The organism is Micromonospora sp. SD12, assembly GCF_052068495.1.
Classification (GTDB): domain Bacteria; phylum Actinomycetota; class Actinomycetes; order Mycobacteriales; family Micromonosporaceae; genus Micromonospora; species Micromonospora echinofusca.
This window is the reverse complement of record NZ_JBQHDF010000004.1, coordinates 204,348-229,055: the sequence shown is the minus strand read 5'-3', so window position 1 is coordinate 229,055 and position 24,708 is coordinate 204,348. Positions and strand designations below refer to the sequence as shown.

20 protein-coding genes, 1 pseudogene and 1 riboswitch are annotated in these 24,708 nt (G+C 75.3%); of the genes and pseudogenes, 12 read left to right on the top strand and 9 right to left on the bottom strand.

The window, feature by feature from the left end:
* Window positions 1-559 precede the first annotated feature (559 nt).
* From thyX to ACTMS2_RS10925, 3 genes are read left to right on the top strand one after another with little or no spacing between them, the layout of a single operon-like run.
* A complete protein-coding gene (gene thyX / locus ACTMS2_RS10935) occupies window positions 560-1,303 on the top strand; it encodes an FAD-dependent thymidylate synthase (protein WP_357872338.1) in 744 nt (247 codons plus the stop codon).
* Between the two features lie 46 nt (window positions 1,304-1,349).
* A complete protein-coding gene (gene dapA / locus ACTMS2_RS10930; protein ID WP_441175298.1) occupies window positions 1,350-2,276 on the top strand; it encodes a 4-hydroxy-tetrahydrodipicolinate synthase in 927 nt (308 codons plus the stop codon).
* 52 nt (window positions 2,277-2,328) lie between these two features.
* Window positions 2,329-4,017, top strand: coding sequence for a ribonuclease J (locus ACTMS2_RS10925; RefSeq protein ID WP_089001472.1), 1,689 nt, complete (start codon window positions 2,329-2,331; stop codon window positions 4,015-4,017).
* Between the two features lie 77 nt (window positions 4,018-4,094).
* On the opposite strand, the gene ACTMS2_RS10920 is transcribed toward ACTMS2_RS10925, so the two are convergent.
* The 3 genes from ACTMS2_RS10920 to ACTMS2_RS10910 form a co-directional block, all read right to left on the bottom strand.
* Complete coding sequence (locus tag ACTMS2_RS10920; RefSeq protein WP_441175297.1) at window positions 4,095-4,928, bottom strand: isocitrate lyase/PEP mutase family protein; 834 nt, start codon at window positions 4,926-4,928, stop codon at window positions 4,095-4,097.
* A 72-nt stretch (window positions 4,929-5,000) separates the two neighbouring features.
* Window positions 5,001-6,650, bottom strand: a complete 1,650-nt coding sequence (locus tag ACTMS2_RS10915; protein WP_441175296.1) for a YbjN domain-containing protein — start codon at window positions 6,648-6,650, stop codon at window positions 5,001-5,003.
* Window positions 6,647-7,126, bottom strand: coding sequence for a YbjN domain-containing protein (locus tag ACTMS2_RS10910; protein WP_089001469.1), 480 nt, complete (start codon window positions 7,124-7,126; stop codon window positions 6,647-6,649). Before ACTMS2_RS10910 ends, ACTMS2_RS10915 begins: the two co-directional genes overlap by 4 nt.
* Before the next feature lie 113 nt (window positions 7,127-7,239).
* Here ACTMS2_RS10910 and ACTMS2_RS10905 point away from each other — a divergent pair, with 113 nt between their 5' ends.
* The gene (locus tag ACTMS2_RS10905; RefSeq protein WP_441175295.1) at window positions 7,240-9,690 is read left to right on the top strand and encodes a DNA translocase FtsK 4TM domain-containing protein; all 2,451 of its coding nucleotides are present in this window, start codon (window positions 7,240-7,242) and stop codon (window positions 9,688-9,690) included.
* 142 nt (window positions 9,691-9,832) lie between these two features.
* Here the strand turns inward: ACTMS2_RS10905 and ACTMS2_RS10900 are convergent, their stop codons facing one another.
* Together ACTMS2_RS10900 and ACTMS2_RS10895 are read right to left on the bottom strand one after the other, a co-directional pair.
* Entirely contained in the window at window positions 9,833-10,078 is a 246-nt protein-coding gene (locus ACTMS2_RS10900; protein ID WP_121396024.1) for a hypothetical protein, read from the bottom strand.
* A 91-nt stretch (window positions 10,079-10,169) separates the two neighbouring features.
* Window positions 10,170-10,484 (bottom strand): DMT family transporter, encoded by a 315-nt coding sequence (locus tag ACTMS2_RS10895; RefSeq protein WP_101414654.1) that lies wholly within the window; start codon window positions 10,482-10,484, stop codon window positions 10,170-10,172.
* 63 nt (window positions 10,485-10,547) lie between these two features.
* A riboswitch (guanidine-III (ykkC-III) riboswitch) is annotated at window positions 10,548-10,612 on the bottom strand.
* Between the two features lie 89 nt (window positions 10,613-10,701).
* Here ACTMS2_RS10895 and ACTMS2_RS10890 point away from each other — a divergent pair.
* The 7 genes from ACTMS2_RS10890 to pspM all read left to right on the top strand — a co-directional run bounded on the left by ACTMS2_RS10890 (window position 10,702) and on the right by pspM (window position 17,145).
* Entirely contained in the window at window positions 10,702-11,625 is a 924-nt protein-coding gene (locus tag ACTMS2_RS10890; protein WP_441175294.1) for an ornithine cyclodeaminase family protein, read from the top strand.
* Window positions 11,626-11,831: 206 nt separating this feature from the next.
* On the top strand, window positions 11,832-13,316 hold the full coding sequence (gene rimO, locus ACTMS2_RS10885) for a 30S ribosomal protein S12 methylthiotransferase RimO (protein WP_441175486.1): 1,485 nt from the start codon (window positions 11,832-11,834) through the stop codon (window positions 13,314-13,316).
* Window positions 13,317-13,393: 77 nt separating this feature from the next.
* Window positions 13,394-13,987 carry a CDP-diacylglycerol--glycerol-3-phosphate 3-phosphatidyltransferase gene (pgsA, locus tag ACTMS2_RS10880; protein ID WP_441175293.1) on the top strand — a complete coding sequence of 198 codons (594 nt, stop codon included), beginning with the start codon at window positions 13,394-13,396 and terminating at the stop codon, window positions 13,985-13,987.
* A 98-nt stretch (window positions 13,988-14,085) separates the two neighbouring features.
* Window positions 14,086-14,673 carry a CinA family protein gene (locus ACTMS2_RS10875; protein ID WP_441175292.1) on the top strand — a complete coding sequence of 196 codons (588 nt, stop codon included), beginning with the start codon at window positions 14,086-14,088 and terminating at the stop codon, window positions 14,671-14,673.
* A gap of 145 nt (window positions 14,674-14,818) precedes the next feature.
* A complete protein-coding gene (locus ACTMS2_RS10870; protein ID WP_089001461.1) occupies window positions 14,819-15,262 on the top strand; it encodes a helix-turn-helix domain-containing protein in 444 nt (147 codons plus the stop codon).
* Window positions 15,263-15,469: 207 nt separating this feature from the next.
* Window positions 15,470-16,342, top strand: coding sequence for a PspA/IM30 family protein (locus tag ACTMS2_RS10865; protein WP_441175291.1), 873 nt, complete (start codon window positions 15,470-15,472; stop codon window positions 16,340-16,342).
* Window positions 16,343-16,365: 23 nt separating this feature from the next.
* Window positions 16,366-17,145 carry a phage shock envelope stress response protein PspM gene (gene pspM / locus ACTMS2_RS10860; protein ID WP_089001459.1) on the top strand — a complete coding sequence of 260 codons (780 nt, stop codon included), beginning with the start codon at window positions 16,366-16,368 and terminating at the stop codon, window positions 17,143-17,145.
* A 33-nt stretch (window positions 17,146-17,178) separates the two neighbouring features.
* Here pspM and ACTMS2_RS10855 read toward each other — a convergent pair whose 3' ends face one another.
* Together ACTMS2_RS10855 and ACTMS2_RS10850 are read right to left on the bottom strand one after the other, a co-directional pair.
* The gene (locus ACTMS2_RS10855) at window positions 17,179-20,826 is read right to left on the bottom strand and encodes a hypothetical protein (protein ID WP_441175290.1); all 3,648 of its coding nucleotides are present in this window, start codon (window positions 20,824-20,826) and stop codon (window positions 17,179-17,181) included.
* 202 nt (window positions 20,827-21,028) lie between these two features.
* The gene (locus tag ACTMS2_RS10850) at window positions 21,029-21,883 is read right to left on the bottom strand and encodes a zinc finger domain-containing protein (protein ID WP_441175289.1); all 855 of its coding nucleotides are present in this window, start codon (window positions 21,881-21,883) and stop codon (window positions 21,029-21,031) included.
* Between the two features lie 110 nt (window positions 21,884-21,993).
* Here ACTMS2_RS10850 and ACTMS2_RS10845 point away from each other — a divergent pair, with 110 nt between their 5' ends.
* Window positions 21,994-23,205: a hypothetical protein gene (locus ACTMS2_RS10845; protein ID WP_441175288.1), complete on the top strand. Its 1,212-nt coding sequence runs from the start codon at window positions 21,994-21,996 to the stop codon at window positions 23,203-23,205.
* A 135-nt stretch (window positions 23,206-23,340) separates the two neighbouring features.
* On the opposite strand, the gene ACTMS2_RS10840 is transcribed toward ACTMS2_RS10845, so the two are convergent.
* Window positions 23,341-24,174 (bottom strand): SAM hydrolase/SAM-dependent halogenase family protein, encoded by an 834-nt coding sequence (locus ACTMS2_RS10840; RefSeq protein ID WP_441175485.1) that lies wholly within the window; start codon window positions 24,172-24,174, stop codon window positions 23,341-23,343.
* Window positions 24,175-24,324: 150 nt separating this feature from the next.
* A pseudogene (locus ACTMS2_RS10835) lies at window positions 24,325-24,663 on the bottom strand (GNAT family N-acetyltransferase); the annotation flags it as partial.
* Window positions 24,664-24,708: the final 45 nt, after the last annotated feature.

Genomic DNA, 24,708 nt, shown 5'->3' with positions numbered 1-24,708 from the left:
CCCGCTCGCCCCGCCCACTCCGCCGGGCTACCGTGATCCGGCCGCCGGTGCCGTCCGTCCGCCCGGTGACCGATCGCCGCACGCGCCCTTTCGAGCTGAATCGTCTACGACATCAGCAGCCGCGACCCGCCCTCCCCGTGGGGCCACGGGCGATGGACCCCGTCCGGCATCCCGGCGGCGGTGCGCCCGTCCGGCGTACGTCGTGGGCAGCCACGCCGGTCGCGCAGGCGGCGTGTGCGCGGGCGACCGGTGCGCGTCCCGCCGGCGCGAGGTCCTCCGCCCGGCCGCCTGCGTGGGGTCCCGCCGCCGGCTGTCCGCGTGGGTCCCTCCCGTCGTGCCGCCGGCCGCCCGCGTCGGGTTCGAGCGCCGACGCGCGTGATGTCGTAGACGACTCAGCTCGAAAGGGCACGTACGAACCCTGCCGCCACCCCGCTCACCCGGCCGGTCGACCGTGATCCGCCCGTCGGTGCCGTCCGTCCGCCGGTGACCGACATTGCACCCGGCGAGCCTGGCTTGGGCGGCCCGGGGCGCCGCCGCTACAGTCCCAGGAATGCCGGAGATGGTGCAGCCCCAGGTCAAGCTCATCGCGTGGACCCACTTCGAGGCCCCCGACGAGGTGCCGTGGTCGACCGACGCCGAGGGCGGCCAGGCGCTCGCGGAGTTCGCCGGCCGGGCCTGCTACCAGAGCTGGAAGAAGCCCAACCCCGCCACCGCCACCAACGCCGGCTACCTCGCGCACATCCTCGAGGTGGGGCACCTGAGCGTGCTGGAGCACGGCTCGGTCAGCTTCTACTTCAGCGGGGTGTCCCGCTCCTTCACCCACGAGCTGATTCGGCACCGGCACTTCTCGTACTCGCAGCTCTCGCAGCGGTACGTGCCGGAGCGCGACGCCGCCATGGTCGAGCCCTCGGTGATCGCCGACGATCCGGAGCTGCACAAGAAGTTCGTGGAGGCCGCCGAGGCGAGCGTGCGCGCGTACAACGAGCTGTTGGAGGGGCTGGAGCGGCGCTTCGCCGACGTGGAGAACGCCACGCTGCGGCGCAAGCAGGCCCGCCAGGCGGCCCGCGCCGTGCTGCCCAACGCCACCGAGACCCGCATCGTGGTCACCGGCAACTACCGGGCCTGGCGGCACTTCATCGCCATGCGTGCGACGGAGCACGCCGACGTGGAGATCCGTGAGCTGGCGGTGGAGTGCCTGCGGCAGCTCCAGGGCGTCGCCCCGAACGTCTTCGCCGACTTCGTCATCTCGGCTCTGCCCGACGGCACCGAGGTCGCGGCGAGCCCGCACGCCGAGCTGTCCTGAGGCCTTCCCCGGCGGGGCGCCGGTGGTCGTCCGCTAGGTTGGTGGCATGACGCACGACCACCCTGACACGCCCGCCCGGGCGGTGTCCCGCCCCTTCGGGCGAGTGCTCACGGCCATGGTGACCCCGTTCACCGCCGACGGCTCGCTCGACCTCGACGGCGCCGCGCAGCTCGCCAGCTACCTGGTCGACGAGCAGGGCAACGACGCGCTGGTGGTCAACGGCACCACCGGCGAGTCGCCGACCACCACCGAGGCGGAGAAGGAACAGCTCATCCGGACCGTCGTGGAGGCCGTCGGTGACCGCGCCAAGGTCGTGGCCGGGGTCGGCACCAACGACACCCGGCACACCATCGAGCTCTCCGTGGCCGCCGAGAAGGCCGGCGCCCACGGCCTGCTCGTGGTCACCCCCTACTACAACAAGCCGCCGCAGAGCGGCCTGCTGCGGCACTTCACCGCCGTCGCGGACGCCACCGGCCTGCCGGTGATGCTCTACGACATCCCGCACCGGGCGGGCGTGCCGATCGCCACCGAGACGATGGTGCGCCTGGCCGAGCACCCCCGGGTCGTCGCGGTCAAGGACGCCAAGGGCGACCTGACCGCCACGAGCTGGGTGACCAGCCGGACGAACCTCGCCTTCTACAGCGGCGAGGACTCGCTCACCCTGCCCGCGCTGGCCGTGGGCGGCGTCGGCGTGGTCGGCACCTCGACCCACTTCACCGGCGCGCTCACCAAGCAGATGATCGAGGCGTACGACGCGGGGGACACCGCCACCGCGCTGAGCCTGCACCGGCGGCTGCTGCCGCTGTACACCGGCATCTTCCGTACCCAGGGCGTGATCCTGGTGAAGGCGGGCCTGGCGGCCGCCGGCAAGCCCGCCGGACCGGTGCGTTCGCCGCTGGTGGACGCGACCGACGACGAGATCGCCCAGCTCCGCGCCGACAGCGCGGCGGCGGGCCTGGAACTGCCCGAATGACCGAACGACACGACGGACGCCGAGTGACGGCGTCCCAGAATGAGGTGGACGCGTGACCGAGGCGCACTTCGAGACGGAACTGCCCCCGCCGCTGCCGGAGGGTGGGCTGCGGATCATCCCGCTCGGCGGGCTCGGCGCCATCGGTCGCAACATGACCGTCTTCGAGTACGACGGCAAGCTGCTGGTGGTCGACTGCGGGGTGCTCTTCCCCGACGTGGAGCAGCCCGGGGTCGACCTGATCCTGCCCGACTTCGGTCCGATCCTGGACCGGCTCGACGACGTCCAGGCGATCGTGCTGACCCACGGCCACGAGGACCACATCGGCGCGGTGCCGTACCTGCTCGCGCACAAGCCCGACATCCCGCTGGTCGGCTCCCAGTTCACCCTCGCCCTGGTCGAGGCGAAGCTGGCCGAGCGGCGGATCCAGCCCTACACGCTGACCGTGCGGGAGGGGGGCCGGGAGCGGCTCGGTCCGTTCGAGTGCGAGTTCTTCGCGGTCAACCACTCGATCCCCGACGCGCTCGCGGTGGCCATCCGTACGCCCGCCGGCCTGGTGCTGCACACCGGCGACTTCAAGATGGACCAGCTCCCGCTGGACGGCCGGATCACCGACCTGGCCGGGTTCGCCCGGCTCGGCGCCGAGGGCGTGGACCTGCTGCTCTCGGACTCCACCAACGCGGAGATCCCCGGCTTCGTCACCCCCGAGCGGGAGATCGGGCCGGTGCTCGACTCGATCTTCGCGAAGGCCAAGGGGCGGATCATCGTCGCGTCGTTCGCCTCGCACGTGCACCGGGTGCAGCAGGTCTTCGACTCCGCCGCCGAGCACGGCCGCAAGGTCGCCCTCATCGGCCGCTCCATGGTCCGCAACATGGGCATCGCCCGCGACCTGGGGCTGCTCAACATCCCGGCCGGGCTGGTCGTCGGGCTGGAAGAGGCGACGAACATGCCGCCCGAGCAGATCGTGCTGATGTCCACCGGCTCGCAGGGCGAGCCGATGAGCGCCCTGGGCCGGATGGCCAGCGGCGACCACCGGCACATCACCATCGCCCCCGGCGACACGGTGGTGCTGGCCTCGTCGCTGGTGCCCGGCAACGAGACCTCGGTCTACCGGGTGATCAACCGGTTGGCCCGGGCCGGCGCCGTGGTGGTGCACAAGGACGTGGCCAAGGTGCACGTCTCCGGCCACGCGCCCGCCGGCGAGCTGCTCTACCTGCTCAACGTGGTCCGTCCCAGCAACCTGATGCCGGTGCACGGGGAGTGGCGGCACCTGCGCGCGCACGCCCGGCTCGGCATCGAGTCCGGCGTCGCCCCCGACCGGGTGGTGCTCTGCGAGGACGGCGACGTCGTCGACCTCGTCGAGGGCCGGGCCAGCCTGGTCGGGCACGTGAAGAGCCGCTACGTCTACGTCGACGGCCTCGCCGTCGGCGACGTCAGCGAGTCGCTGCTCACCGAGCGCCGGATCCTCGGCGACGGCGGGTTCATCGCCACCACGGTGGTGGTCGACTCGGTGACCGGCAAGGTGGTGGGTGGCCCGACGCTCTCGGCGAAGGGCTTCTCGGAGGACCCGGAGGCGTTCAGCCCGGTGATCCCGCTGGTCACCGAGGCCCTGAACCGCGCGGCCTCCGACGGCATCACCGACCCGCACCAGCTCCAGCAGATCGTCCGGCGCACCGTGGGGCGGTGGGTGAACGACGCGTACCGGCGTCGACCCATGATCGTTCCCACCGTCGTCGAGGTCTGACCCGCGCCGACGACGCCCGCCCGCACCCCGTGTGCCGGCGGGCGTCGTCGTGGGGGCACAGGACCGGCCTCCGCCGATCAGGCCAGCAGCGCGTTCAGCTCGCCGTAGCTGATCGCGCCGGCAAGCGAGTCGTACGACCCGGAGCGCAGCGCCTCCTCGGCGGCCCGCCGGACCAGCCCGTACGCCGCCCCGGCGACGGCCGAGCCGAGGCTGACCCGGGCCACCCCCAGCGCGGCCAGCGTGGCGACGGGCAGCCCACCCGGCCCGGTGAGCACGTTGACCGGCCCGTCGATCCCGGCGACCAGCGCGCCGATGGTCTCGGCGTCGACGACGCCCGGCACGAAGACCCCGTCCGCGCCCGCCGCCCGGTACGCCTCCGCCCGGCGCAGCGCCTCCGCCAACCGGTCCGCCGGGTCGCCCACCGCCCGCAGGTAGACGTCGGTGCGGGCGTTGACGAAGAGCCGCACCCCCGCCTCGTCGGCGGCGTCCCGGGCCGCCCGGATCCGGGCGCACTGTTCGTCGACCGGCCGTAGCGCCGACGTCCCGGCCGCGGGGGCGTCCTCGATGTTCACGCCGACCGCGCCGGCGGCCAGCACGCCGGCCACGGTGCGGGCGACCCCGGCCGGGTCGGCGGCGTACCCGCTCTCGATGTCCGCAGTGACGGGGACGGTGACGGCGGCGGCGACGCGGGCCACCACCGCCAGGGCGTGCTCCCGGTCCAGTTCGTCGCCGTCCCGGGCGCCCAGGCTCCATGCGACGCCGGCGCTGGTCGTGGCGACCGCCGCCGCGCCGCAGTCGGCCACGATCCGGGCGCTGGCCACGTCCCAGGCGTTGGGCAGGACGAGCGGGGTGCCGGGGCGGTGCAGGGAGTGCAGGAGCTGGGCGGCGTGCTGCTGGTGCGTCGTCGTCATGGGCACCAGTCCACCAGGGCGCGAGGAGATCGTCCGGCGGGTTTCGGACACCACCCGTGGGCCGCCGGCCGGTCAGGGGAGGGCGGCCACCGCGTCGGCGTACGCGACGCAGGTCTGCACGGCCGCGTCGAGCAGGACCGCGAGCTGGGCGGGGGCCACCCCGTGCGCCAGGTCGGTGGCGACGTGGCTGGCCAGCATCAGCTCGCCGTCCTGCTCGTGCACGTACGCCTTCGGCAGCAGCCGGTCGTGGTTCCAGGCGTTGCAGAAGGCGTACGCCTCCGCGAGCCGGTCGGCCGGCAGCCGGCGGCTCGCCACGGACCGGGCCTGGAGGATCTCGCCCCGCTCGCCGCCGCGCCGGAACTGGATCAGCGCCTCGCCCCACCGGCCCGTCACGCCGCCGCGGTCGTCCACTTCGTAGCGGTCCCCGCGTCGGTCGAGGGCGGCGGTGATCATCGCCACGCTCAGCGGGCGGGGCTCGTCGTCCGGCGGCGGGGCCTCCTCGGCCGGGTCGTCGACGTCGTCGGGGCCGTCGTCGGACGGCAGGGGCACCGGCGCGGCGGCCGGCCGCTCGGCCAGCCAGGACGCGATCCGGCCGGACTGGTGGCCGGTGCCGTTGCGGGCGTCGAAGCTGCCGGCCAGCGCGGTGGCCACGCCCAGCAGGGTCGCGCCCAGCGTGGCCACGTCCAGGTCGGCGGCCGGCCGCACCCCGTACGCGGGGCGGTGCACCGTCCGGCCGCCGAGCCCCGCCTGCACGGCGAGGGCGCAGACCAGCGCCCCGGCGGCGGCGAACTCCATCGCCGACAGGTCGTCGTGCGGCTGGTCCAGCCGGGGCAACTGCTCGGCGAGGACGTCGAGCCCCCGGGCGGGGTGCCCGGCCAGCGCGCACCACCGCAGGTGCGCGGCGAGCAGCGGGAAGGCGGCCCGCTCCCGCCGGTGGCGCCGGTACGCCCGCACGTGCGCCTCGGCCGCCCGCTCCGGCTGGCCGACCCGCAGCCAGGACAGCATTCCGGCGGCCAGCGCCCGCTCCGGTTGCTCGGTGCAGCCGTCCGCGCCGTCGGCGACGTCCCCCAGGGCGGCCAGCGCGGCCGGATGGTCGCCCCACCCGGCGAGCAGGTCCGCCCGCCGGGCCGCCGCGCAGTCCGGGCAGCCGCCGACCGGTCCCGGATCCCCGGCCGCCCAGCGCTCGTAGCACCGCCGGGCGGTCGGCTCGTCGCCGAGGTGGTCGGCGATGCGGCAGCGCAGCTCGGCGACGACCGCCGGGTCGTCGGCGGCACACGCGGCGAGGTCGTCCAACATGGCCCGGGCCTGGTCCAGCCCGACCCGTGGCGAGCCGAGCAGGGCCTCGACCGCGTAGCGCCGGTGGCGCCGCAGCAGCTCGGCCTGGTCGCCGGCCAGCAGCTCGGGGTGACGCTGGGCGGTGGCGAGGCAGCGGCGCAGCGGCTCGACCAGCCGCCACCGCTCCCCGTGCAGGAGGTACGCCTCGATCAACGCGAACCGGGCCGCGAGCGCCGTCCGGTCGTCGCCCGTGGCGTCGGCGTGCGCGGCGATCCGCTCCAGCTCGGTGCTGCGGGCCTCGCCGTCTGGGGTGTCGCGGGCGTCGGCGAGCGCGCCGGCCAGCGCGGGGTCGGGCCGCAGGCCCCCGCGCCGCAGCCCGCTCCACCAGCCGGGCAGTCCGAACGGGTCGAGGCCGCGGCCGGCCAGGCCCCCGCCCTGACCCGTCACGCCACCACCCCGCCGGGCAGCCGGGCCACCTCGGTGGCGAGCTGGCAGCCGGTGGCGATGCCGCAGTCGAGCAGTTGGTCGAGCTGGTGCGCGGTGACGCCGCGCTCCAGGTCGGTGATGACCTCGCCGCAGATTCGGGCCCGCCCGTCGTCCTCGACGTGCACGAACGCCTTCGGCCAGAGCCGGTCGTGGTTCCACGCGTTGCAGAAGGCGTGCAGCGCCGGTACGTACTCGATGGGGAACGTCGGCGCGGTCAGGGTGCGGACCTGGAGCAGCTCCCCGGCGGTGCCGGGGCGCAGGAACCAGATCAGGCTGTCGTCCCAGCGGCCGACCAGGTCGCCGTCGGCGTCGGCCCCGACGTGGTATCCCCGGCTGCGCAGCACGGCGGCGATCAGCTCGCCGGTCAGCGGCTCCAGCGCCCCCGGGTGTCCGGTCAGGGGGCCGTCCCGGCCGTCCTCGGTCTCCGGCGACGGCATGGGGGCATCCCTTCTGAGGCAGATATCACGTGACGCGGCGGGCCCGCGCTGCGACACGCGGACACGACCCGGAAAGGCGGCGTTCTGCCGGGTCACGCCATTAGGTTGATGCTATGGCGGGCCGTACCTCTCAGGCGAGCCGGCGGCGCGGCGCGTCGCCGCGTGGCACCACGAACAGTCGTGCCCGTCAGCCGGCGAAGAAGGCCGGCCGGGCGGCGCCCCGGCGGCGGCCGGCGGCCCGGCCCGGCCCGGGCCCGATCGTCGGGCAGGCGGTCCGCGCACTGTGGATGGGGATGGCGCACGGCGTCGGCTGGGCGTTCCGGCAGGCCGGCTCCGCCCGGGGGCTCGACCCGGAGCAGCGTCGTGACGGCGCGGGCCTGCTGGTCTTCGGCCTCGCCCTGCTCAGCGCGGTGGCCCTCTGGTTCTCCGGCGCCGGTCCGGTCGGCGCGCGGCTGGCCGACACCGTCCGGCTCTTCCTCGGGGCGATCTCGGTCGTGGTGCCGGTGCTGCTGATGATCGGCGCCTGGCGGCTGATGCGCGAGCCCGTCGATCCCGAGCACCGCGGCCGGGGGCTGGTCGGCTGGACGTCCATGCTGGTCGCCACCGCCGCGATGCTGCACATCGGACAGGAACCGGCCGACGCGGGCCAGCGCGACTTCGCCGGCGGCCTGGTCGGCGCCGGCGTCGGCAGCCTCATGGAGCGGGCGGTCACCGCCTGGGTGGCCGTGCCGCTGCTGATCCTGCTGCTGGTCTTCGGCCTGCTGGTGGTCACCGCGACCCCCATCAACAAGGTGCCCGAGCGGCTCGGTCTGCTGTTCGGCACCCGGATCGCCCCGCCCGTCGGGCCGGAGGAGACCGACGAGGCGCCCGCCAAGCCCGCGCGCCGTAAGCGTCCGGCGAAGCGAGCCGCCCCACCGCCGCTCGACCCGGCGGAGTTCGACGAGGACCTCGACGGGGTGGACCTCCAGGAGACCCTGGTGCTGCCCCGCAAGCCCCCGGGCCGGGTCCCGGCCACCCGCAAGCCGGCCGAGCCGCCGGAGCACTCTCCCGCCCCGACCCGGGCCGAGCAGCTCGCGCTGACCGGGCTGTCGGGCGACTACACGCTGCCGCCGGCCAACATGCTCGGCAGCGGCGCGGCCCCGAAGTCCCGGAGCAAGGCCAACGACGAGGTCATCGTCGCGCTCACCGGCGTCTTCGAGCAGTTCGGCGTGGACGCCGCCGTCACCGGCTTCACCCGCGGGCCGACCGTCACCCGCTACGAGGTGGAGCTCGGTCCGGGCGTCAAGGTCGAGCGCATCACCCAGCTCTCCCGCAACATCGCGTACGCGGTGAAGTCGCCCGACGTGCGGATCCTCAGCCCGATCCCGGGCAAGAGCGCGGTCGGGGTGGAGATCCCGAACACCGACCCGGAGAACGTGGCGCTCGGCGACGTGCTGCGCTCGCGGGCCGCCACCAGCGACCACCACCCGATGGTGGTGGCGCTCGGCAAGGACATCGAGGGTGGCTACGTGGTGGCCAACCTCGCCAAGATGCCGCACATCCTGATCGCCGGCGCGACGGGTGCGGGCAAGTCGTCCTGCCTGAACTCGCTGCTGGTGTCCATCCTCACCCGGGCCACGCCGGACGAGGTGCGGCTGCTGCTGATCGATCCGAAGCGGGTCGAGATGACCGGCTACGAGGGCATCCCGCACCTGGTCACCCCCATCGTGACCAACGCCAAGAAGGCGGCGGACTCGCTGGAGTGGGTCGTGCGCGAGATGGACATGCGCTACGACGACCTCGCCGCCAACGGGGTCCGGCACATCGACGACTTCAACCGTAAGGTCCGCAACGGCGAGATCAAGGCGCCGCCGGGCAGCGAGCGGGAGATGCGCCCGTACCCGTACCTGCTGGTGATCGTGGACGAGCTGGCGGACCTGATGATGGTCGCCCCCCGCGACGTGGAGGACTCGGTCGTCCGGATCACCCAGCTCGCCCGCGCGGCCGGCATCCACCTGGTGCTGGCCACCCAGCGCCCGTCGGTCGACGTGGTCACCGGCCTGATCAAGGCGAACGTGCCGTCGCGGCTGGCGTTCGCCACCTCCTCGCTCGCCGACTCGCGGGTCATCCTCGACCAGCCGGGCGCGGAGAAGCTGCTGGGCCGCGGCGACGGCCTCTTCCTGCCGATGGGCGCCTCGAAGCCGATCCGCATCCAGGGCGCCTGGGTGACCGAGCGCGAGATCGCCGACGTGGTGAAGTTCTGCAAGGACCAGCGCGAGCCGGAGTTCCGCCCGGACGTGCTCGTCGCGCCGGACGCCGGCAAGAAGAAGATCGACGAGGAGATCGGCGACGACCTCGACCTGCTGGTGCAGGCGGTCGAGCTGGTGGTCACCTCGCAGTTCGGCTCGACCTCGATGCTCCAGCGCAAGCTGCGGGTCGGCTTCGCCAAGGCCGGGCGGCTGATGGACCTCATGGAGACCCGGGGCGTGGTCGGCCCGTCGGAGGGGTCCAAGGCCCGTGACGTGCTGGTCAAGCCGGACGAGCTGGAGGAGGTCCTGGTCGGGCTGCGCGGCGGCGAGGACTAGGACCGGCCGGCCGCTGCTGGCGCGGGGGCGTTCCCGGTCGTCACCGGCCGGAGGCTGAGCCCGGCAACCGCCCCACAGGGCGCACAGGCGACGGGCCCGCCGGCACGCCGGCGGGCCCGGTCTTCGCCCGGGGGAGCGGGGGTCAGTTGTTGACGAGCGCGTTGATGATCAGCAGGCTGATGACGATGGCGGCCACGTTGGCGGCGGCGGCGTACCAGCCGAGCGGCTTGTCGCCGAGCACGGCGCCGACGATGCCCAGGACCAGCCCGATCACGCCGAAGACGAGCGGGTTGAGCAGGAGCGCGAGGACCGCGAACACGAAGCCCAGGATCGTGCAGATGCGGGCGGCGTTGGTGCGCGGGCGGGCGGTCGAGTGCATGTTGGCCATTGTCTGCCTCCGTGGGTGAGAGCCTTTCCGGTGCCAGGCACAGCTCTACCCACTGTGGCCTTCCGTCACGCCTCGCCCCGGAAGAGGCCGGTCAGTGGAAGATCTTCAGGCCGACGACGCCGGCGACCACCAGCAGCAGGCAGGCGATCCGGGGCAGGCTGGCCGGCTCGTTCAGCGCGAGCATGCCGACCAGGGCGGTGCCGACCGCCCCGATGCCGACCCACACGACGTAGCCGGTGCCGACCGGGATCTCGCGCAGCGCGTACGCCAGCCCGGCCATGCTGAGCACCAGGGTCACCCCGAAGACCAGCGACGGGACGAGCCGCGTGAAGCCGGCGCTGCGGTCGAGGGCGATCGCCCACGCGGTCTCGAGAAGTCCGGAGATCACCAGCACGATCCAGGCCATGGGGAATCACCTCTGCGTCGGCGCCCGGACCGTCGGGCCGGGACGAGTGGGTCGGTACACACACGCGGGGCGTCTTGGCCTGACCGGGTACGCCCACCACTCGTCCGGGGCGACCGTGGCCGCCACGTCCGACGTTAGCACCGGCCGGGCGGCGGCCCGGGTGAGCCGGGCCACCACGACTTGACGTGAACCTCGCTTCAACTTGCAGTATCGGATCATGCCGCTGCTCTTCGCCGACTCCGACGTCGCCGCCGCGCTGGACGCACCCACCACGGTGGCCGCGATGCGCGACGCCGTGCTCGCCGCGTACGCCGGCCGCCTGGTGGCCCCGCCCCGGGCCGCCGCGCCGCTGGGCGGGGGACGGATGGTGCTCACCGCGGGGCACCTCACCGGCGAGTGGTACGGCTACCGCTCGTACGACACGTTCGGGCACCCGGGGAGCGAGCAGGTGGTGGTGCTGCACGACGGGCGTACCGGGGCGGTCCGGGCGGTGGCGGTCGGCGAGGAGCTGGGCTCCCGGCGTACCGGCGGGCTCGGCGGGGTGGCCGTGGACGCCCTGGCCCGACCGGACGCCGCCACCCTGGGCGTGATCGGCTCGGGCGGGCAGGCGTGGACCCAGCTCTGGGCCGCCGCAGCCGTCCGCCCGCTGCGCGAGGTCACCGTGCACAGCCGCTCCGTCGCCCGGCGGGAGGCGTTCGCCGCCCGGGTCCGCGCCGAGCTGGGCGTGCCGGCGCGGGCGGTGGAGTCGGCCCGCGCCGCCGTCCGCGACCGCGACGTCGTGGTGCTCGCCACCACCGCCGTCACCCCGGTGCTCGACGCCGCCGACCTGGCCCCCGGCACCCACGTCAACGCGGTCGGCTTCAAGCAGGTCGACCGGCACGAGTTCGGCGCCGACCTGCTGGACGCCGCCGACCTGCTGGTGACCGACTCGCCCGCGCAGGCGGCCGCGTACGACCCGCCGATGCTGGCGGCGCTGCCCGCGTACGCCGGGCGGTTGCGCGACCTGGGCGCGGTGCTGGCCGGCGCGGTCCCCGGCCGGACCGACGCGGACCAGGTCTCGGTCTTCTGCTCGACCGGCCTGGCCGGCACGGAGGTCTTCCTGCTCGACCGGCTGGTCCGGGTCGGCGCGGCGGTGGGCTGAGCCGGCCGTGACGGCGGGGGAGTGTGAGGCGGTCGATGCGGCGGCCCGCCGTTGACGGTCGCCGCCCGCCGGCCCGGTACCCTCGGATGGTGTCTGCCACCTCCTCCTCCGACAACTCCAGCTCGGCGCGTCTGGAGCCGCGCCGCGGCCTGGAGTCGTCGTCCAACGACTCCGGCTCAACGGCTCCGGCGACGCCGCGCCACGACGTGGAGTCGTCGTCCGACGGCCGTCGGGTCGCCCTGCTGACCCTGGGCTGCGCCCGCAACGAGGTCGACTCGGAGGAGCTGGCCGCCCGGCTGCACGCCGACGGCTGGCAGGTGACCACCGACGGCGAGGGCGCCGACGTGGTGGTCGTCAACACGTGCGGTTTCGTGGAGAAGGCGAAGCAGGACTCCATCCAGACCCTGCTGGCCGCCGCCGACACCGGTGCCAAGGTGGTCGCCGCCGGCTGCATGGCCGAGCGGTACGGCCGCGAGCTGGCCGACAGCCTCCCCGAGGCGCAGGCGGTGCTGAGCTTCGACGACTACCCGGACATCGCCGCCCGGCTGGACGCCGTGGTCGCCGGCGAGCGGATCGGCGCGCACACCCCGCGCGACCGGCGTGAGCTGCTGCCGCTCACCCCCGTCTCGCGGCGCGACAGCGCGGTGTCGCTGCCCGGTCACGGCACCCCGGCCCGGGGCGTCACCGAGACCGACGAGCACACCCCGGCCCACCTGCGCCAGGTGCTGCGCCACCGGCTCGGCACCGGCCCGGTCGCCTCGCTCAAGCTCGCCAGCGGCTGCGACCGGCGCTGCGCGTTCTGCGCCATCCCCGCCTTCCGCGGCGCCTTCGTCTCCCGTACGCCCGACGAACTGCTCGCCGAGGCGGAGTGGCTGGCCAAGACCGGCGTACGCGAGCTGGTGCTGGTCAGCGAGAACTCCACCTCCTACGGCAAGGACCTGGGCGACCCCCGGGCGCTGGAGAAGCTGCTGCCCCAGCTCGCCGCGATCGACGGCATCGTCCGGGTGCGGGCGAGCTACCTCCAGCCGGCCGAGACCCGGCCCGGCCTGGTCGAGGCGATCGCCACCACGCCCGGCGTGGCGCCCTACTTCGACCTGTCGTTCCAGCACTCGAGCGAGCCGGTGCTGCGCCGGATGCGCCGCTTCGGCTCCACCGACCGGTTCCTGGAGCTGCTGGCGAGTGCCCGCGCGCTGGCCCCGGAGGCGGGCGCGCGGAGCAACTTCATCGTCGGCTTCCCCGGCGAGACCCGCGCCGACTACCAGGAGCTGGTCCGGTTCCTGACCGAGGCGCGGCTGGACGCGATCGGGGTCTTCGACTACAGCGACGAGGACGGCACCGAGGCCGCCGGGCTGTCGGGCAAGGTCTCCGCCGCCACGGTCAAGCGCCGCTACGACAGGCTCAGTGCGCTCGCCGACGAGCTCTGCTCCCAGCGCGCCGAGGAGCGCCTGGGTTCCACGGTCGAGGTGCTGGTCGACTCGGTCGACGACGGCGTGGTCGAGGGGCGGGCGGCCCACCAGGCCCCCGAGGTCGACGGCTCGACCACCCTCGTGGCCCCGTCGGACGGCGGGGTGGACCTGGCCGCGCTGCGCCCGGGCGACCTGGTGCGGGCGACGGTCACGGGCACCGAAGGGGTGGACCTGGTCGCGGTCCCGGATGAGATGATCTCGGCTGCGCCCGGCGCAACACGGTGACGGCGGGCCCGGACGGAGCGGGGGAGCCACGTGGTGGGGTGCCAGGTGCGCCACGGCGGCCGGAGCGGGGCGCGGCGGTGACCGGGGCGACGGACTCGACTCCCGCGCCGGTGGTGGCGGGCGTGCCCGTGCTGAACGCGGCCAACGCGCTCACCGCGTTGCGCCTCGTCCTGGTGCCGGTCTTCGGGGCGTCCGTGGTCGCCTCGGCGATGACCCACGCCGGCTGGCGGATGGTCGCCTGCCTGATCTTCGTCGTCGCATCGGCGACCGATCTGGTGGACGGCTGGATCGCCCGCCGGTTCGCCCTGGTCACCTCGGTGGGCAAGGTCGCCGACCCGATCGCGGACAAGGCCCTCACCGGGGCGGCGCTGCTGCTGCTCTCCTGGTACGACCAGCTGCCCTGGTGGGTGACCGCCGTGATCCTCGCCCGCGAGCTGGGCATCACCGCGCTGCGCTTCTGGGTGATCCGGCACGGCGTGATCGCGGCCAGCCGGGGCGGCAAGATCAAGACTGCGCTCCAGATCCTGGCCATCACGTGGTACCTGTGGCCGATGCCGGCCGTGCTCGCCGCCGTCGGCCCGTGGATCATGGCCGCCGCCGTCGGCGTCACGGTGGTCACCGGCTTCGACTACGTCGCCCAGGCCCTCCGGCTCCGCCGCCCCACCACCTGAGCCGCCGCACGCCCGGATGTCGACGGCTCCGGGGGCGTACCCCCGCGCCGGTCGGGGAGGATGCGTAGGGCGGGCCGGGCGGGGAAAGGACCCGGGACATGGACAGTGACGCGGACGGAGTACGGCCGGTCGGGAGCCCGGCGGCCGGCGTGGTGCACAGCCTCTCGGAGCGGCACGAGACCCTCGCCACCGTCGAGTCGCTCACGGGCGGGCTGCTGGCCGCCTCGATCGTCGAGATCGCCGGGGTGAGCGGGATCTACCGGGGCGGCCTGGTGGTCTACGCCACCGAACTCAAGTCGCTGCTCGCCGACGTACCGGAGGATCTGCTGGCCGACCGGGGGCCGGTCGACCCGGACGTGGCGGTGGCCCTCGCGGAGGGCGGACGGCGACGCTGCGGGGCCGACTGGGGCCTGGCGACCACCGGGGTGGCCGGTCCCGAACCGCAGGACGGCAAGCCGGTCGGGCTGGTCTACGTCGCCGTGGCCGGGCCGTCCGGCACCGAGGTCCGGCAGCTCGACCTGGCCGGCGGTCGCGACCACATCCGCTCGGCCGCGGTCGTCGAGGCGTTGCGGCTGCTCGCCGGGCGGATCCACGAGACCGACGCCGCCGCGGCGGCGGAGTCCGACACCCGGGCGGCCGGGGCCCACGGCGGGCGGACCGACGCGGCCGGCGCGGGTCGCCGGTGACGGTTCTCCCCGGATCCGAGGGGCGGGGTGGGATGTCGTGAGGGCCCGCAACGGGTACGGTTGCGGGAAGGCTCCGGCGACCGGTGCGGCTCGACGCGCCGGACGGGCCGCGTGAAAGAGTGGTGTCCCTCAGGGGGAGGTGCGAATGGTCCTGCTACGCCGCGTGATCGGTGACGCACTGCGGGCACGCCGGCAGGGGCAGCACCGCACCCTGCGGGAGGTCTCCTCCGCCGCCAACGTGAGCCTCGGCTACCTCTCCGAGATCGAACGCGGCCAGAAGGAGCCCTCCAGCGAGCTGCTGGCGGCGATCTGCGACGCGCTCGGCGCGCGCCTGTCGGAGCTGCTGCGCGAGGTCAGCGACACGGTCGCCCTCGCCGAGCAGATGCCCGGCGTGCTGGTGCCGGTGCAGGACGAGCCGGCCGTGCCCGCCGCCCCCGTCGCGGTGCGCAGGAGCACGGGTCGGGGCGTGCACCAGGTCAGCTCGGACGGCACGGTCGCCGTCCAGGTCCGTCAGGACTCCCCGCTCAAGGCCACCCTGCGCAGCTCCCGGGTCCGGGGCAGCGAGCGCGACGTGGTCTGCGCCGCCTGATCCACCTTCCGCTCTCGCGCCACGTGGTCGGCCTCGACGGGGCCGCGTACCCTTGATCGCGGACGGCGTCGGCGCTCGCTTCGCTCGCCGGTACGGGTGCCCGGGTGGCGTCCGGCTGGGACGATGGAGCCACTGCCGCGCCGGAGCCGGCCGGGAGCATCCGGCGCGGTCGAGGCGGAGCGACGCTACTGAGGGGACAACGCAAAGATGGCGAACCCGTTCGTCAAGGGGTGGAAGTACCTGATGGCGCTCTTCGGCGCCAGGATCGACGAGCACGCCGATCCGAAGGTGCAGATCCAGCAGGCCATCGAGGAGGCTCAGCGCCAGCACCAGGCGCTGGTGCAGCAGGCCGCCGCCGTGATCGGCAACCAGCGGCAGCTGGAGATGAAGCTGTCCCGTCAGATGTCCGAGGTCGAGCGGCTGCAGGCCAACGCCCGCCAGGCCCTGGTCCTCGCCGACCAGGCCCGCGCCCGGGGCGACGAGACCGAGGCCGGCCGCTACGAGCAGTCCGCGCAGACCCTGGCCACCCAGCTGGTCTCGGCCGAGCAGGCCACGGAGGACCTCAAGACCCTGCACGACCAGGCGCTCGGCGCCGCCGCCCAGGCCCGCCGGGCGGTCGAGAACAACTCGATGATCCTCCAGCAGAAGCTCGCCGAGCGCACCAAGCTGCTCAGCCAGCTGGAGCAGGCCAAGATGCAGGAGAGCGTGGCCCGCTCGCTGGAGTCGATGTCGTCGCTGACCGCTCCCGCCAACACGCCCTCGCTCGACGAGGTGCGCGACCGCATCGAGCAGCGCTACGCCACGGCGATGGGCCGTGCCGAGCTGGCCGGCAACTCCGTCGAGGGCCGCATGCTGGAGATCCAGAAGTCGACCCTGGACTCGGCCGGCTCCTCCCGGCTGGAGCAGATCCGGTCGAGCATGGCCGGCGAGCAGCTCGGCGCCCAACAGGAACGACCGGGTGTGGAGCAGGCCCAGCCCGCCGCGCCGGCCGCCGACCCGGCGGCCGCCGCCCGGCTGAACGAGATCCGGGCCAGCATGGGCCGCGAGCGCGGCACCGGGGACACCACCGCCGCCGGCTGAGCGGCCGGGTCGAGGAGGCAGAGGTGGCAGACGAGCGCACGCGGTACTTCCGGCGCCTGAGCAGGTTGCGGGGGTCCGCACGCCGGTGGAGCGTCACGGCCGGTGGCCTGAGCGGCGCCGCCGCCGTGCTGACCCCGTACGCCGGGCTCGGGCTGCCCGACGCGGCGTGGGCGGCCGGCGCGGGCGGCGCGCTGGTGCTCGCCGCCTGGCGCTGGATCGACCTGCGGGCGCTGGCCGCCCAGCCGGCGCCGCCGCCGCTCGATCCGGCCGAGGCCGCCGCGCGGTCGCGCGCCAAGCTGGTCGCCGCCGTGGAGCGGCTGCCCGTCGGCCCGGGGGTGCTCGCCGAGGTCCGGCGGGTGCGCTCGCGGGTGGCGCTGCGCGGCACCAGCGCCGCCGAGCCGTGGGCCCGGCTGGACCGGGCCGCCCTCACCCTCGCCGGGATGACCGGGCGGCTGACGGGGCTGGCGTCGCCGGCCGTGCTGGAGGCCGCCGAGGCCGACCGGTCGCTGCGCGACCTCGCCGACCGGGTGGCCAGCGTCGAGCGCACGCTGCGGCTCGCCCCGGCCGAGTCCCGTCCGCCGCTGGCCGAGGCGCACCGCGCCCTGACCGCGCAGTTGGAGGAGGGCGTCACCGCGTACGAGCGGCTGGTCGTGGCCGCCGCCGGCTACGTCGCCGGGGACGCGCACCCCGACGCCGCGCACCCGGCGGCCTCACGCCTCACCGAGGCGACCGACCTGCTGCACGGCGTCGCCTCGGCCCTGACCGAACTCCGCGCCGTCAACGCCCCGCTCCGCACCCCCTGACGCCGCCCCGCCTCACGATCCGGCGCGGGCCGGTCACGGCGGCGTGGTTATCGGGATCGGGCCGGTGAACGGGGAGGCGCCGACCACGTTGAACGACCGGATCCGGTAGTGGTAGGTGACGCCGCGCGCCAGGCCGGTGTTGGTGAAGCCCCGGCCGGTGACGGTGAAGGTCGCCACCTCCCGGCTGAACGCCGGGTCCAGCGCCCGCTGCACGATGAACCCCGCGCCCGGCGCGGCCGGGGTGCTCGCCGCCCAGCCGAGGATGACCGTCGCCGTGTCCGGCCCGGGGGCCGTCGCGGTGGCGGTCACCCCCGTCGGCGGGCCCGGCGCCGGCGGGGTGGTCGCCCGGGCCACCGTCGACCAGGCCGAGGCGGCGCCGAGGTAGGTGGTCCGCACCCGGTAGTAGTACGTGGTGTCGGGGGCCACGGCGGCGTCGAGGTGGTTGTCGCCGACCCCGATGGCCGTGGTGCCCGGCCCGCTGCTGAACGTCGGATTGGTGGCCCGCTGCACGTCGATCCCGGTGGCGAAGGAACGGTTGGCCCAGCGCAGCGCGATCCGCAGCGGCGCGGCGGGCGGGATCGTCGCGGTCAGTCCGGCCGGCGCGGCGAGCTGCACCGAGGCCGGCACGCTGTTGGACCACGTGGAGCAGCTCACCGCGTTCTCCGCCCGGATGCGGTAGTGGTAGGTCACCCCGGGTGTGACGGTGGCGTCGGTGTAGCGGTTCGCCGTGGCCGCCACGGTGATCGACGTGAGCCCGTCGGTGAAGGCGGCGTCCGTGGCCCGCTGGAGCAGGTGGCTGGTGGCCGGGGGGCGACTGCCGTTGCCCGTCCAGGTCAGCGCGATCGCCGGCAGCGCGGTGGCCGAGCCGGGGGCCGGGGTCGCGGTCAGCCCAGTCGGTGCCCGGGGCGACATCCGTAGCACCAGCGGCCGGATCATGCCCTGGTCCCGGTGGCCGCCGAGTTGGCTGTGCCAGTGGTACTCCCAGCCCAGGTTGACGAGCTGGTTGACGACCAGCGCGGGCCGCCCGTCCACCGGGCTGACCGGGGTCGAGCCGGTCCGGGCGCCGGCCGGCCGGAGCGGGTCGAGCAGCCGTACGCTGTCGCCGATCTTGAAGGGCAGGGGTGGCGCGACCGGCCGGAGCGCGACGATCACGTCCTCGCGCGGGTCGACCCGGACGACCTGCTTCCAGCCCCGCTCCGCCGGGTGTGGCGCCCGGGTGGCGCCGTCCCAGCCGACCCGGCCGATCACCTGCACGTCGCAGCCGGTGAACCGCACGGGCTGGGTCTGCCGGCTGTTGCCGCGGATCCGCCAGATCTGGGTGCCGTCGGTGGGCCCACCCACCGCGACGGCCGGGTCGCTGACGTGCAGCACCTCGGTGGCCGGGTCGCTCGGCCCGAGCGGCAGGACGGTGGGGGAGAGCGGTCCGGCGTGCGGGTGCCCGACGCCGAGCCGGCCGACGAGCCGGCCGTGCTCCGGCTCGAAGACCTGCTGCACCGACTTGACCTCGATCGGCAGGAGCACCGGGGCGGCAGCGTCGGCCGGAACGAAGCTGACCGTCGCGGCGTGCACCGGCACCACCGTGTCGCGCGCCGTCCGGGTGCCGAGGGCGGCGTCGTACGCCGGCTGCGGCACGATCGGCGGCCGCTGGCTGGCCGCGTACGCGGCGGGCAGACGCTCGCGCAGCCGCGCCAGGTCGTACGGCGGCGCCGGGGTCCCCGCCACCCGGAACTGGAGCAGGGTGCGGGTGTTCGGCCCGTACCCGGGGCGGGTCGGCGGCGCCCCGCCCTCGGCGGTGCGGTCCGGGCCACCGGTGAAGTGGTCGGCGCGCGGGTCGAAGCCGGGCAGCGGGGCGGGACAGTCGTTGTAGAGGATCAGCGTGCCGCCGGGCGCGACGGTGGAGAAGTCGACCAGCACGTCGGCGACCTCTCCCGGGGCGAGCAGCAGCGCGTGCGCGTCGACGTTGAGCACGGTCGGGTCGCGCCGGTCGTACCGGTAGCCGACCGGCTGGTTCGGCACCGGCACCGGCGCGGGGAGCAGGCCGCACTCGTTGCCGATCTGGACGAGGCGCGGGCCGGCGGCGCGCGGGTCCGGGACCCCGCCCTCGCGCCCGTCCGTCGGCCAGCCGGCCGGCCGGTCCGGCGCGCGTACCGCCTCCACCATCGGCACCTCCCCGGCGTCGGCGTCGGTCAGCGCGCCGTCCGCGTCCCACATCGGCCCGTCCGAGCGGGCCCGGTAGAGCTGGAGGTTCAGGGCCCGGTCCAGGCAGGCGTTGAGGATCCGGAACCGGTACGTCCTCGGTTCGACCTCCAGGTACGGGTACGCGATCCCGTTGACCAGCACGGTGTCGCCGAACGCGTCGGGCACCGCCGAGGGGTGCGGTACGCCGGGTGCCAGCGGCGGTTCGTCGGGTTCGGCGACGGGATCGTGGTGCGGGTTCGGCACCGGGTCAGCCCGGTGGGGCGTGGCGGGCTGCTCCCGCTGCCCGGTGTCGTCGGCCGTACGCGACCAGGGGCCGTAGTCCCACCGGCCGGTCGGGTTCGCCCCGTCGGCCCGGTGCGGGTTCTGCCGGGGCTGGTAGACGTGCGGGTGCCAGAGGTTGCCCCGGGAGCCCCAGCGGTCCCGGTCCCACGTGGGGTCCTCCGCGGCGAGCTGGGCGTCCTCCGGCACGAAGGTCTTGTCCTCGAACACCAGGGGCAGCTGGTCGGCGGGGAGCACCCCGTCGGCGACGAGCCGCTCCTCGGCCGGGTCCGTGAGCAGGTAGAGCGCGAGCTGCCCGGAGTAGACGGTGAGCCGGGCCAGGCCCACGGTGTTGTCGTGGAACCAGCACAGCCGCCCGCTCTGCTCGTTCGGGTAGTAGAGCGTGGTGGCGCCCGCGCCGGGCGGCGGCATGTCGGGCACGTGGGTCAGGCCGGGCCCCGTCGGGTACGGGGTGATCTCACCGGCCGGGGTGACCCACTGCCAGGGGTTGCCGGCGCTGGTCCAGCCGGTGTGCGCGCCCGCCAGCCGCAGCACCGCGCGGTTCTGCGGGTAGGGCGCCGGGCCGTCGAGCGGGCCGGCACCGGCGCCGTCGACGGTCGCGTCAACCGGCAGGAAGAGCTCGCCGGAGCGGCCGGTGGGCAGCTGGTTGATGAACTTGACCCGGACCGGCCGGCCCCGCCGGGCCAGGATGAACGGACCCAGGTGCCAGGGCCGCCCCGCCGGCACGACCGTGTTGTGCCCGTGGGCGTCCGTGCCGAGGTTGAGCTGCCGGTAGCCGCGCAGCCGGGTCGCCGGCAGGTCCCGGTGCAGCCGCTGCGCGTACTGCTCCAGGCCGATCTCGTAGTAGTCGCAGCCCGGGTAGCTGACGGTGTCGGGCACCGCCACCGGCAGGCGGGCGCCCAGCTCGGTGCGGCCGGGCGTGCCGAGGCGCGGCAGCGCGTCGACGAACTTGCGGATGCCGGTGCCGGGCACCACGGAGCCGTCGGCGTCGACGACCGGCAGCGGGCTGCGCGCGTGGTTCGGCACCGGGCCGAAGTAGCGCGGGACGGCGGCCGGATCGAGGCTGGCCGGCGCGGCGACCGGCTCCGTCGCGCGCCGGGCCGCCGGGACGGGACCCGCCCCGGCCCCGTCGGCGGCCCCGCCGTCGGGGCGGGCCGGCACCCGCTGCGCCCACGGGACGCGGAGTCTGCGGAACAGCTCCATGGCTCTCCCCGGTCTCGGGCGCGGCGGCCGCCACCGCGACGTGGCGGACCCGTCGCGCGTCGCTGACGATGCGTGAGGAGTCAACCGCAGCATGCGACCTCGACGGCGGGGTTAGGAAGTACCCAATCGTCCGTTTCTGTGGCGGGGATGCGACTCGCCGCCGCAGCGCCGGAGTGTCCCGCCCGACACGCCGACCCGGGCGTCAGTCCGCCTGGCGTTCGGGTTGGCAGACCGGGCACCAGTAGGTGACCCGCTCGCCCAGTTCCTCCTTGCGGATCGCCGTGCCGCACCGGCGGCAGGGCTGGGCGCGCCGGCCGTAGACGTAGCTGGTCTGCCCCCGGTGCAGCGATCCGGTGGTGCTCTGCGTCCAGCGGCCCCGGTTGGCCGCGAGCAGCTTGCGCGCCAGCGCCACGGTGCCCGCGAGGTCCGGCACCGCGCGTACCGGGGTCCAGGGCGAGACGCCGCGCAGGAAGAGCACCTCGCACTTGTAGAGGTTGCCGACGCCGGCCAGGTTGCGCTGGTCCAGCAGCGCCTCGGAGATGGTGGCGTCCGGGTGGGCGGCCAACCGGCGTACGGCCTCCGCCGGGTCCCAGTCCGCGCCGAGCAGGTCGGGGCCGAGGTGCCCGACGAGGGACTCCTCCTCGGCGGTCGGCACCAGCGCCAGGTCGTGCAGGTGGTAGCCGACGGCGACGGCCCGCGCGCTGCGCAGCACCACCCGGATCAGGTGCGCCGGCCGGGCCGTCCACCGTTCCCCCGGCGCGTACGCCCGCCAGGCGCCGTCCATGCGCAGGTGTGAGTGCAGCGTCCAGCGCGCCCCGGCATCGTCGCCCGCGTTCGTCGACGAGGTCGCCCCGGTGGGCGGGGGCGCGGCCTTCGGTGGGGCGGTGAGACGGAGCAGCAGGTGCTTGCCCCGGCTGGCCGACTCCCGCACGGTCCAGCCGGTGAGGTCGGTGGCGGCGAGCTGCGGCACCCGGAAGTCGCTGCCGGTGAGGCGGGCGCCGGCCAGGGCGCGGTGCAGTACGCGGGCGGTGTTCCAGACGGTGTCGCCTTCGGGCACCCGTCCATCCTTCCTCGTCCGAGCCTAATTCGCATGTGTCGCCATTTGTATGGAGGTTCCTGTCGATCTACCCACAAGGGCACGATCAGGGGGTTCTGAGGAGAATGCCCATGATTCTGCCCCAACGTCGTGCCCGTACCACCGCCCTGACCGTCATCCTCGCCCTCGCCCTCCTGCCCTCCCCGAGCCCCGCGCTCGCCGCCGCCGCCGACGGCGAGCGGTGGAGCGCCGACCTCTCCCGCGTCGACGGCGACGACGTCAACGTCCGGCACACCCGAGCGGGGCTCCGCCTGGCCGACTCCCGCCCCGCGCCCGCCCGCTCAACGCGCAGCGCGGTCGCCGAGGGGATCTTCCTCGCGCCGCCGCGCACCCTGACCCGGCCCGCCACCCGGGTCAGCGCCACCGTCGTCGCCCGTACCGCCGCCGGTGGCACCGCCGAGGCCCAGGTGCGGGGGTGGCGGGCGGCGGGCTGGACCGAGTGGCGCGACGCCACCGGCGGAACGGTCTTCGACCGGCCGGTCACCCGCGTGCAGACCCGGGTGGTGCTCACCGCGAGCCGGCCCGGCGCCACCGCCGAGGTGCGCGCCGTGCGGCTCACCGCCGACACCGTCGCCGCCGTCTCCGCCGCCACGCCCGGCCTCACCTACCGGGTGTACGCGACCCGCATCGGGCTGGTCGGCGACGTGACCGCCAACGGGCACACGATCGTGGCGCGGGACCACTTCGTCGCGCTGCCGTCGCGGCGCGGCCTGTCCCCGGCGAACACCGGCGACTACACCGTCCGGGTCTGCACCACCACCGGCAGCCGCTGCGAGTACGCCCCGGTCTGGGACGTCGGCCCGTGGAACACCCGCGACGACTACTGGAACCTCAGCGCGGTACGGGAGAACTGGAAGGACCTGCCGCAGGGCCGGCCGCAGGCACAGGCGGCCTACCAGTCCGGCTACAACGGCGGGCGGGACCAGTTCGGTCGGGTGGTGCTGAACCCGGCCGGCGTCGACCTCGCCGACGGCACCTTCTGGGACGGGTTGCAGCTGACCACGAACGCCTGGGTGGACGTGGCGTACCTGTGGACCGGCAGCGGCCCGCGCGGCGTGGTGGGCGACGGCCCGCTCAACATCCGCACCGGCGCCGGTACGGGCTACGCGGTGCGCGGCCTGGCCGCCCGGTACGCCAACGTGCCGATCCAGTGCTACGTGACCGGACAGACCGTCGTCGGCCCGTACCGGACCACCAACCGGTGGAACCGCCTCGCCAGCGGCCAGTACGTCAGCCACGCGTACGTCTCGGCGGTCTACGGCGGCACCGTGCCGCTCTGCTGACCCCCCCACCCCGTACGCCCGCCGGGCCGGTCGGCGGAATCCGCCCGGCCCGGCGCGGTGACCGGACTGGTCCGGCCGGGCACCCGGCGGCGGCCCGCTCCGGTGCCCGGCCAGGTCAGGCGGCGGCGTGTCTGCTCAGCCGGCCGCGATGCGCAGCAGGTCGCCCGGCGTCACCGCCAGCAGGTCCACCGCCCGGCCGCCGTTGACCGCCACGGCGACCCGGCCGGCGGAGTCGGCGTGCACCACCAGCCCGCCCGGCGGGGCGTCGCCGAAGGTGCGCCCGTGCACGGCCTCCCGGCCGGGCGCGGAACCGGTGCCCGGCCCCACCCGGACCCGGGCCGGCAGCGGCGCCAGCAGCTCGCCCGGGGCGGCCAGCTGGACGTTGCCGAAGTGGTCGACGGTCAGCACCTCGGCCGCGAACCCGTCCGCCTCCCGCCGGAGCACCGGCGCCGGCAGCCGGACGAGGGATCCCGGGTCGACCGCCGGGCCGAAACGGGTCAGCGGCGCGCCGAGCGCCAGCCGAGCGGCGACCGGCGCGAAGACGTCCCGGCCGTGGAACGTGCGGGACACCTCGGGCGCGAGCCAGGCCGGATCGGTCAGCTCGACGGCCGCGCTCACCCCGCCCAGCGCCTCGGCGGCGTCGACCAGCAGGCCGTTGTCCGGCCCCACCAGCAGCCCGCGCGGGGTGGCCAGCGCGACGCCCCGACGGGCCGTACCCACGCCCGGGTCGACGACGGCCACGTGCACCCCCTCCGGCAGGTGCGGCACGGCCTGCGCGAGCACCGCCGCGCCCCGGCGCACGTCGGCCGGCGGGACCAGATGGGTCACGTCGACGACCCGGGCCTGCGGCGCCAGCCGCGCGATCACCCCGTGACAGGCGGCGACGAACCCGTCGGCGAGGCCGTAGTCGGTGGTCAGCGAGATCCACGGGGCGCGGTCCGCGCCGTGCTCCGTACTACCGTCGGGCACCCCTTCGCCGGCAGCGAGCAACAGCTCCAGGACCAGCTCGTCGTGCAGCCCGATGCCGTCCTCGCCGACCACCGGGATGCTCGGCTTGAGCCGGCGGGCCCGGTCCACCGCGCCCCGGTCCACGCGCACCAACCGCAGCCCGCGCCGCTGGTAGAACCGCAGCGCCCGCAGGTTGTCGTTCGTCGTGACGAGCCAGAGCCGGTGCCGGCCCCCGGCCCGGGCCACCTCGGCCGCCGCCGCCAACAGGGCCGTGCCGATGCCGCCGCCGGGCGCCGCGGCAACCACGCTGACGACCTCCAGCCCGTCGGCGTCGGCACGGTAAGCGAGCGCCCCGACCACCGCGCCCGCGCCGTCGGCCGCCACCAGCGTCGGCAGCGTACGCAGGTCGTGGCGGGTGTCGTGGGCGACGACGTACGGCCCGCCCCACTCGCGTTCGTGCAGCGCGTCGACCGCCGCGCGGTCCCCGGCCCGCGCCGGCCGGACGGTCATCCCGGTCATCGCGTCCACTCCCGTCGTCCTCGGCTTCCCTCGTCG

Excerpts from the sequence above, each read along its gene's own strand:
- ACTMS2_RS10905 (WP_441175295.1), top strand. The coding sequence starts at position 7,240 with ATGGCGGGCCGTACCTCTCAGGCGAGCCGGCGGCGCGGCGCGTCGCCG.
- ACTMS2_RS10910 (WP_089001469.1), bottom strand. The coding sequence starts at position 7,126 with ATGCCGTCGCCGGAGACCGAGGACGGCCGGGACGGCCCCCTGACCGGA.
- ACTMS2_RS10920 (WP_441175297.1), bottom strand. The coding sequence starts at position 4,928 with ATGACGACGACGCACCAGCAGCACGCCGCCCAGCTCCTGCACTCCCTG.
- ACTMS2_RS10855 (WP_441175290.1), bottom strand. The coding sequence starts at position 20,826 with ATGGAGCTGTTCCGCAGACTCCGCGTCCCGTGGGCGCAGCGGGTGCCG.
- ACTMS2_RS10895 (WP_101414654.1), bottom strand. The coding sequence starts at position 10,484 with ATGGCCTGGATCGTGCTGGTGATCTCCGGACTTCTCGAGACCGCGTGG.
- ACTMS2_RS10900 (WP_121396024.1), bottom strand. The coding sequence starts at position 10,078 with ATGGCCAACATGCACTCGACCGCCCGCCCGCGCACCAACGCCGCCCGC.
- ACTMS2_RS10870 (WP_089001461.1), top strand. The coding sequence starts at position 14,819 with ATGGTCCTGCTACGCCGCGTGATCGGTGACGCACTGCGGGCACGCCGG.
- ACTMS2_RS10890 (WP_441175294.1), top strand. The coding sequence starts at position 10,702 with ATGCCGCTGCTCTTCGCCGACTCCGACGTCGCCGCCGCGCTGGACGCA.
- ACTMS2_RS10865 (WP_441175291.1), top strand. The coding sequence starts at position 15,470 with ATGGCGAACCCGTTCGTCAAGGGGTGGAAGTACCTGATGGCGCTCTTC.
- dapA (WP_441175298.1), top strand. The coding sequence starts at position 1,350 with ATGACGCACGACCACCCTGACACGCCCGCCCGGGCGGTGTCCCGCCCC.
- ACTMS2_RS10875 (WP_441175292.1), top strand. The coding sequence starts at position 14,086 with ATGGACAGTGACGCGGACGGAGTACGGCCGGTCGGGAGCCCGGCGGCC.
- thyX (WP_357872338.1), top strand. The coding sequence starts at position 560 with ATGGTGCAGCCCCAGGTCAAGCTCATCGCGTGGACCCACTTCGAGGCC.
- ACTMS2_RS10845 (WP_441175288.1), top strand. The coding sequence starts at position 21,994 with ATGATTCTGCCCCAACGTCGTGCCCGTACCACCGCCCTGACCGTCATC.